The sequence below is a fragment of the Streptomyces sp. NPDC054813 genome (assembly GCF_053611365.1).
Genome location: NZ_JBSHAF010000002.1, coordinates 204,466 through 212,685, shown reverse-complemented (window position 1 = coordinate 212,685; position 8,220 = coordinate 204,466). Strand labels below are relative to the sequence as shown.

The window sequence follows — 8,220 nt, the reverse complement described above, 5'->3', positions numbered from 1 at the left end:
TCAGCGCCTGGGCGGGGGGGGGTATTATTTGTGGGTTTTGGCTTGCCGCGCCTGGGTTCGGTTTGGGCCCGAAAACCCTGCCGGGGGGGGGCCCCGGGGGGGGCCCCCCCCCCCCGCCCTGTGTTTTACAGGTACTGCCCGGTGTTCGCCACCGTGTCGATGGAGCGCCCGGTGTCGGCGCCCTGCTTTCCGGTGATGAGGGTACGGATGTATACGATCCGTTCGCCCTTCTTTCCGGAGATTCGGGCCCAGTCGTCGGGGTTGGTGGTGTTGGGCAGGTCCTCGTTCTCCTTGAACTCGTCCACGCAGGCCTGGAGGAGGTGGGAGACGCGCAGACCCTTCTGCTTGTGCTCGAGGAAGTCCTTGATCGCCATCTTCTTGGCGCGTCCGACGATGTTCTCGATCATTGCGCCGGAGTTGAAGTCCTTGAAGTAGAGGACTTCCTTGTCGCCGTTGGCGTAGGTGACTTCCAGGAAGCGGTTTTCCTCGGATTCGGCGTACATGTGTTCCACTGCCGTCTGGATCATGCTGGCGACGGTGGTGGCCTTGCTGCCGCCGTGCTCGCCGACGTCGTCGGAGTGCAGCGGGAGGCGCTCGGTGAGGTACTTGCCGAAGATGTCCTTGGCTGCCTCGGCGTCCGGGCGCTCGATCTTGATCTTCACATCGAGGCGGCCGGGGCGGAGGATGGCCGGGTCGATCATGTCCTCGCGGTTGGAGGCGCCGATGACGACCACGTTCTGCAGGCCTTCGACACCGTCGATCTCGGCGAGCAGCTGGGGGACGATGGTGTTCTCCACGTCCGAGCTGACACCGGAGCCGCGGGTGCGGAAGAGGGACTCCATCTCGTCGAAGAAGACGATGACGGGGGTGCCCTCGCTGGCCTTCTCCCGTGCACGCTGGAAGACGAGGCGGATCTGCCGCTCGGTCTCGCCGACGTACTTGTTCAGGAGCTCGGGGCCCTTGATGTTGAGGAAGAAGCTCTTGCCGGCGGCCTGGCCAGTGACCTCGGCGACCTTCTTGGCCAGCGAGTTGGCGACGGCCTTGGCGATGAGCGTCTTGCCGCATCCGGGCGGCCCGTAGAGCAGGACGCCCTTGGGCGGGCGCAGTTCGTGCTCCTTGAACAGGTCCGGGTAGAGGTAGGGGAGCTCGACGGCGTCGCGGATGGCCTCGATCTGGCCGCCGAGACCACCGATCTGCTCGTAGCCGATGTCGGGGACCTCTTCGAGGACGAGTTCCTCGACCTCGCTCTTGGGAACGATCTCGTAGACGTAGCCGGAGCGGGGTTCGAGCAGCAGGGCGTCGCCGGGCCGGATGTTCACGTCCAGCAGCGGCTCGGCGAGCCGCACCACCCGCTCCTCGTCGGTGTGCCCCAGTACCAGGGCGCGTTCGCCGTCCTCGAGGATCTCCTTGAGGGTGACGATGTCGCCGACACGCTCGTACTTCATGGCCTCGACCACGTTGAGCGCTTCGTTGAGCATGACTTCCTGGCCGCGCCTGAGGTCGTCCAGGTCAACGCTTGGGCTGACGTTCACCCGCAGTTTGCGACCGCCGGTGAAGATGTCAGCGGTGCCGTCCTCGTTGGCCTGCAGGAAGACACCGAAGCCGGCCGGCGGCTGTGCGAGTCGGTCGACTTCCTCCTTGAGTGCCACGATCTGGTCGCGGGCCTCGCGGAGTGTGTTCGCGAGTCGTTCGTTCTGGGCGGACACGCCGGCCAGGTTCGTCTGCAGCTCGACGATCCGCTCTTCGAGAATCCTCGTGTGTCGCGGAGAGTCGGCGAGCTTGCGTCGCAGGACGGCGATCTCCTGCTCAAGGTAGGCAATCTGCCCGGCGGGGTCGTCGGACCCTCGTCCCGGGCGGATGCCGCGGTTCATGTCGTCGTCGTGGGCTGCCACGGTCCTCACCTCCTCCAAGGGGAGCTGGACGCTTCCAGACCCTACCTGGGTGGGTGTCGATTGAAACCCCTAGATCACAAAGACTGTCAAGGTGTGTCGTCGGTCACCCATCGCTTCTCCCTCGTGCCCGGTGGATACCCACTCAACGCGATTTAGAAGCGGCGTGTTCCGGGCCGGGAGCGGTCAAAACCCTTCGTGACTGACCGGAGTTGTCCGCTCCGATGCCGGTTCAGGGGTTGTGCCCCGGTCAGACCTCCCTTACACAGAGCAACCGGCCGGGTCTCCCGGGTGATCGCGGACGGGTGTCGTGGGTTGGCTCAAGTCGATCGATCCGGTGGCCGAGCGCCGTCGCCCCGCGCGGCCCGGTGCGCCGTGTGCGCGGCTGGAGGGGGCGCCGGGGGGTGGGTGGGTGCGCGGGCGGCGGGCACGGCCGGGGGCGGTTCGGGCGGGGGTAGGGTCGAGGGAGTTCAACACCCGCCGGGGCGGGACCGGGTGACCGCCGGGTCCGGCTGCCGGCGCTTTCGACGGCAGGAGAGATGACCGTGCAGCAGGAGGCCCTGGCCGGCGCGGAGGCGCTTGAGGTCTGGATCGACCAGGATCTTTGTACAGGTGACGGGATCTGTGCCCAGTACGCCCCGGAGGTGTTCGAGCTGGACATCGACGGCCTGGCCTATGTGAAGGGCGTGGACGACGAACTACTGCAGGCGCAGGGAGCGACGGTGCCGGTGCCGTTGCCGCTGCTGACGGATGTGGTGGATTCGGCGCGGGAGTGTCCGGGTGAGTGCATTCATGTGCGCCGGGTCACGGACCGGGTCGAGGTGTACGGGCCGGACGCGGAGTGACTTTCCGGCCACCCCGCGTGGCCTGTGGGTCGTGCGGGTGCGGCGGTCAGACGCTGTGGGTGGCCGCGGGGGTGGAGCGGACGAACGTGTGGCCGTTCCACTGCCAGGTGGCGGCGGTCTTCACGTCCGGGCAGCAACTGGGCACATTGTCCGAGGAATAGCCGAGCAGGGTCGCGGTGACCGTTTTGGCGGCGAGGGTGAAGTCGGTGACCGTGAGCCGGTCCTTGGGGTCGACGAGCGTGGCGACGACACGGGGTCGGGTGGCGTCGGCGGCCTGGGTGAGGACGTACACGCCGTCGGGCGGGGTGCCCATGGCCGAGTCGCAGTGGACCACCGCCACGGTTTCCGGTCTGCCGTCGCCGTCGAGGTCGCCGGTGGCCTTCTTGACGACCGCCTCCTTCACAGGGCCGCAGTCGAGGGGGAAGTCCACGCCGGTGGTACTGGGCGGCGCGGTGGCCGCGGGGGTGGGCTTCGTCTCGGTGCCGGCCGTGGGCTGGGCGGCTTTGGCCGCGCCCGGCTGGAAGAGGGATGACAGCGCGATGACACCCGTCACGGCAGTGGCCGTGGCGAGCCAGTGCATGGGGCGGGTGTCGGTGTGAGCGAGCTCCGGGACCACGGATTGCTGCACTAGGAGTGTCTCCTGTGAGGCCTGTGCCGGTGGGGAATGGCCTGCATAGTGCCACACGTCACAGCGGGTGGGGAACGGCGGGGTGGGCTTCCGGCGCCGGACGGCTTCCGCCGTGGCCGAGGAGGCTTCCCTGACGGCGGAGCCGCCCGCCGACGGGCGGCTTCCGCCACAGACGGGGGCTTCCGTGACGGCAGGGGTGGGCTTCCTCCATGACGGCGCCAAGTCACCGCGATGGCCGAGGATGGGCTTCCTCCGTGACGGCGCGAAGCCACCGCGACAGCGGGATGGGCTTCCACGACAGCGCGGCCGACTTCCCGGGCCGGCAGGGCTGGTCTCTGCGGGCGAGGGGCTCGCTGGTCCTGCGCCGCGTCGACTGCCGGGTAGGCCTCCTGCCGTGTCAACGCGTGAGCGTCGCTGCCGAGTTCCGGTCGGGTCGGGGGAACTCGGCAGCGACGCTCGTACGTTGACGCGGCGAAGGGATGACGGGACGGCTCAGCGGCCGGCGCCGCCGTCGGCGTTGGGACCCTCGTAGTCCTCGCCGTAGGCGCCCTTGGCGGGGCGGCGGCGGCGCATGGGCGGCTCGACGCCGTCGGCGAGGCGGCGGGCGGTGAGCAGGAAGCCGGTGTGGCCGATCATCCGGTGGTCGGGGCGGACGGCGAGGCCTTCCACGTGCCAGTTGCGGATCATCGTCTCCCAGGAAGTCGGCTCGTTGAAGCAGCCGATCTCGCGGATGGACTCCACGGTCCGCGCGAGCTGGGTGGTGGTGGCGACGTAGCAGCACAGGATGCCGCCGGGAACGAGCGCCTTGGAGACGGCCTCCAGGCACTCCCAGGGGGCGAGCATGTCGAGGATGACGCGGTCGACGTCGGTGTCCGAGAGGTTGTCCTGGAGGTCGCCGACGGTGAGCTGCCACGCGGGGTGCGGGCCGCCGAAGTAGCGCTCCACGTTCTGCTGGGCGATCTCGGCGAAGTCCTCGCGGCGCTCGTAGCTGTGCAGCATGCCCTGGTCGCCGATGGCGCGCAGCAGGAAGCTGCTGAGCGAGCCGGAGCCGACGCCGGCTTCGACGACGCGGGCGCCGGGGAAGATGTCGGCGAAGGAGAGGATCTGCCCCGCGTCCTTGGGGTAGACGACGGCTGCCCCGCGGGGCATGGACAGGACGTAGTCGGGGAGCAGGGGGCGCAGCGCGAGGTAGGCCACGTTGCCGGTGGTGCGGACAACGCTGCCCTCGGGAGCACCGATCAGTTCGTCGTGCGGGAAGGAGCCCTTGTGGGTGTGGAAGTTCTTCCCTGCTTCGAGCGTGAACGTGTAGTGGCGGCCCTTGGGGTCGGTCAGCTGTACCTGGTCCCCGACCTTGAAGGGCCCGCGCCTGCGGGCGGCACCGGTCGGTTCGGACATGTGAACAGCCTACCGGGGTTTGTGGAGGGGTCCGACCACGAGGGCCTGTCCTAGGACGGCCGCGCCATGGCCCTGACGAAGGCCCGCTCCACGTCCGCTGCCGAGAGGACACCGTAGATCTCGCCGGTCTCCTCGACCACCAGGTATTCGGTGGCGGGGGTGGCACGCAGCACGTCGAGGAGTTCCTCGCCCGCCAGTTCCGCGGAGACGCGCATGCCGTCGGTGAGGTCCTGGGCGAGGCCGCTGACGGCGACCCAGGGGCGGCGGTGCTCGGGTACGCCGACGATGGCCGCCTCGCGGACCAGGGAGAGCGGGGTGCCGTCGGCGTCCACGACGACCAGGGCGCGGGCCCCGGCGGCGTTGGCGCGGCGCAGGGCCTCGGAGAGGGGGGTCTCGGTCTCGACGGGGACGGCGCGGCGGGTGAGGGTGCGGGCGCGCAGCTCCGGGAGGTGTTCGCGCAGCCGTGCCACGCGCAGGCTGTTGCCTGCGCCGGTCCAGATGATCGCGGCGAGGACGGCGGCGAGCAGGCCGTCGGTGAGGGCGTCCATGCCGTTGGCGTCCTCGGTGCCGCCGCCGAAGGCGCCCGAGTAGTTGAGCAGCGGGAGGCCGATCAGGACGGAGACGGCGAGGGCGCGGCCGACCCAGGCGGCGGCGATGGTGCCGCTCATGGGTCTGCCGGTGATCTTCCAGACCACCGCGCGGAGCATCCGGCCGCCGTCGAGGGGCAGGCCGGGCAGCAGGTTGAAGATGGCCACGATGAGGTTGGAGACCATCAGGCCGGCGAGCAGGACGCCGGGGACCGTGCCGGGCTCGACGGGCTGCATGGCGAGGTAGAAGACGCCGGAGAGGACGAGGGAGAGCAGTGGGCCGACGAAGGCCAGCACGAACTCCCGTCCGGGGGTCTCGGCCTCCTTCTCGATCTCGGAGACACCACCGAAGAACTGCAGCTGGATGCGGCGGACGGGGAGTTTGAAGCGGATCGCGGCGACCGTGTGGGCGAGTTCGTGGACCAGGACGGAGGCGTAGAAGGCGATGGCGAAGAAGAGGGAGACGAGGTAGCGGGCGGCGCCGAGTTCGGGCAGCACGCGGTCGAGCTGGCCGCCGAAGACCCAGGTGATCAGTGCGGCGACGACGAACCAGCTGGGGGCGACGTAGACGGGTACGCCGAAGGGCCGCCCCATGAGCAGCCCGCCGCCGGGTTCCTTGGGCCGCTTCGGCGGCCGCCCCTTGGCCATGCCGGAGTGCGCGTGGCCGCGCTCGCCGGTCCCGTCGGGGCCGGTGGCGCCGGTCCGGTCGGGGTCCGGAGCTCCGGGAGCGCCGGTCCCGTCAGGGGCGGAGGCCGGGGGCCCGGGAGGTGTCTTGGCGTTCTCGTTCTCCGGCGTGGGCGGTTCCGCGGACGGCTCCGGCTCCGGTTTCCCGGTGTCGGCGGGTGTCTCGGCCTGTGGGGGATCCGTCGGGGCGTCGGTGGGGTCCGGGCCTCCGTCGTTGGTCGGGGCCGTAGGACCTGCGGGCTGCTCGGTCGGTTCGGCGTCGTCCGACCGGGGCTGCCCGCTCCCGCCGCTCACGTCCACGGTGTCCCCTCGTTAGAAACGTCGTCTCCGGTCGATGGTATGCGGCCGTCGTGACGCGTTTCGCCCCGGCACCCCTTGTGTTGGCCGGGGCGTCGCGCGGGTTGGGTGACTGTCAGTGGCGGGCCGTATGGTCTGTGGTCATGGAGAGCAGCATCGAGGACGCCTCGCGGGCTGAGGGCACGGCCGTCGCGCAGGGGGAAGAACCGGTCACGGCGGTGCGGGCGGCGCCGGCCGGTCCGCCGGCGTCGCTGTCGCCGTCGCGGGCCAGTGACTTCATGCAGTGTCCGTTGCTGTACCGGTTCCGGGTGATCGACCGGCTGCCGGAGAAGCCGAGCGAGGCGGCGACCCGGGGGACGCTGGTGCACGCGGTGCTGGAGCGGCTCTTCGACGCGCCCGCCGCGGAGCGGACGGCGCCGCGGGCCAGGTCGCTGGTTCCGGGGCAGTGGGACCGGCTGCGGGAGAGCAGGCCGGAGGTCGGTGAGCTGTTCGCGGACGATCCCGAGGGTGAGCGGCTGGCCCGCTGGCTGGGCGAGGCGGAGCAGCTCGTCGAGCGCTGGTTCACGCTGGAGGATCCGGCGCGGCTGGAGCCGGTGGAGCGGGAGCTGTTCGTCGAGACCGAGCTGGAGTCCGGCCTGCGGCTGCGCGGGATCATCGACCGGGTCGATGTGGCGCCGACGGGCGAGGTGCGGATCGTCGACTACAAGACCGGCAAGGCGCCGAGACCCGAGTACGCCGAGGGCGCGCTGTTCCAGATGAAGTTCTACGCCCTGGTGGTGTGGCGGCTGAAGAACGTGGTGCCGAGGCGGCTGCAGCTGGTCTATCTCGGCAGCGGGGACGTGCTGACGTACGACCCGGTGCTCGCCGATCTGGAGCGGGTGGAGCGCAAGTTGCTCGCGCTGTGGGAGGCGATCCGGCAGGCGACGGAGTCCGGGGACTGGCGGCCGCGTCCGACGAAGCTGTGCGGCTGGTGCGACCACCAGGCGCACTGCCCGGAGTTCGGCGGTACTCCCCCGCCGTATCCGCTGCCGGTGAGGTCGGCCGAGTCCGGGGACGCCGCGCAGGGCAGAATGGGCGCGGACTAGCGAAGGAGACTCACTGTGGCCATCCGCGTCCTACTGGTCGACGACCAGCCGCTGCTGCGAACCGGGTTCCGGATGATCCTGGAGGCCGAGCAGGACATCGCGGTCGTGGGCGAGGCCGGAGACGGCCTTCAGGCTCTCGACCAGGTGCGCGCCCTCCAGCCGGATGTGGTGCTGATGGACATCCGGATGCCGCGGATGGACGGCGTGGAGGCCACCCGGCAGATCACCGGGCCCGGCCGGGACGGCCCGGCGAAGGTGCTGGTGCTGACCACGTTCGATCTGGACGAGTACGTGGTGGAGGCGCTGCGCGCGGGCGCCAGCGGCTTCCTGCTGAAGGACGCGCCGGCCAATGAGCTGGTGCAGGCGATCCGGGTGGTGGCGGGCGGCGAGGCGATGCTGGCGCCGAGCATCACGCGCCGGCTGCTGGACAAGTACGCCACGCATCTGCCGTCCGGTGAGGAGCCGGTGCCCGACACCCTGCACACCCTCACGGACCGTGAGGTGGAGGTGCTGAAGCTGGTCGCGCGGGGGCTGTCGAACGCGGAGATCGCAGCCGACCTGTTCGTCAGCGAGACCACGGTGAAGACGCATGTGGGGCATGTGCTGACCAAGTTGGGGTTGCGGGACCGGGTGCAGGCGGCGGTGTACGCGTACGAGAGCGGCCTGGTGCGTCCGGGCGCCCAGTAGGACGCACCACGCGAAGCCCGGCAGCAGGCGCGACGGCCGGGGCGGGGGGGGGGGGGGCGGCCGGGGGGGGGGGGGGCGGGGGGGGCGAGTCTGGCGGCCAGCCGGTGGGGGGGCGAGTGTGGC

General features: G+C 70.4%; 7 protein-coding genes. 3 read left to right on the top strand and 4 right to left on the bottom strand.

Annotation, left to right across the window (positions count from 1 at the left end; translation table 11 throughout):
* Positions 1-125 precede the first annotated feature (125 nt).
* Positions 126-1,892, bottom strand: a complete 1,767-nt coding sequence (gene arc / locus ACWGJB_RS04325) for a proteasome ATPase (RefSeq protein WP_360489580.1) — start codon at positions 1,890-1,892, stop codon at positions 126-128.
* A gap of 536 nt (positions 1,893-2,428) precedes the next feature.
* On the opposite strand from arc, the gene ACWGJB_RS04320 reads away from it, so the two are divergent.
* On the top strand, positions 2,429-2,734 hold the full coding sequence (locus tag ACWGJB_RS04320) for a ferredoxin (RefSeq protein ID WP_453378750.1): 306 nt from the start codon (positions 2,429-2,431) through the stop codon (positions 2,732-2,734).
* Positions 2,735-2,780: 46 nt separating this feature from the next.
* On the opposite strand, the gene ACWGJB_RS04315 is transcribed toward ACWGJB_RS04320, so the two are convergent.
* From ACWGJB_RS04315 to ACWGJB_RS04305, 3 genes are all read right to left on the bottom strand, one after another.
* Complete coding sequence (locus ACWGJB_RS04315) at positions 2,781-3,362, bottom strand: hypothetical protein (RefSeq protein ID WP_453378749.1); 582 nt, start codon at positions 3,360-3,362, stop codon at positions 2,781-2,783.
* A gap of 492 nt (positions 3,363-3,854) precedes the next feature.
* Positions 3,855-4,757 carry a tRNA (adenine-N1)-methyltransferase gene (locus tag ACWGJB_RS04310; RefSeq protein WP_360489583.1) on the bottom strand — a complete coding sequence of 301 codons (903 nt, stop codon included), beginning with the start codon at positions 4,755-4,757 and terminating at the stop codon, positions 3,855-3,857.
* Between the two features lie 50 nt (positions 4,758-4,807).
* Complete coding sequence (locus ACWGJB_RS04305; protein ID WP_453378748.1) at positions 4,808-6,328, bottom strand: site-2 protease family protein; 1,521 nt, start codon at positions 6,326-6,328, stop codon at positions 4,808-4,810.
* Positions 6,329-6,468: 140 nt separating this feature from the next.
* Here ACWGJB_RS04305 and ACWGJB_RS04300 point away from each other — a divergent pair, with 140 nt between their 5' ends.
* Both ACWGJB_RS04300 and ACWGJB_RS04295 read left to right on the top strand, forming a co-directional pair.
* Positions 6,469-7,410 carry a RecB family exonuclease gene (locus ACWGJB_RS04300; protein ID WP_453378747.1) on the top strand — a complete coding sequence of 314 codons (942 nt, stop codon included), beginning with the start codon at positions 6,469-6,471 and terminating at the stop codon, positions 7,408-7,410.
* A gap of 15 nt (positions 7,411-7,425) precedes the next feature.
* Positions 7,426-8,097, top strand: a complete 672-nt coding sequence (locus tag ACWGJB_RS04295) for a response regulator (protein WP_020939010.1) — start codon at positions 7,426-7,428, stop codon at positions 8,095-8,097.
* Positions 8,098-8,220 lie beyond the last annotated feature (123 nt).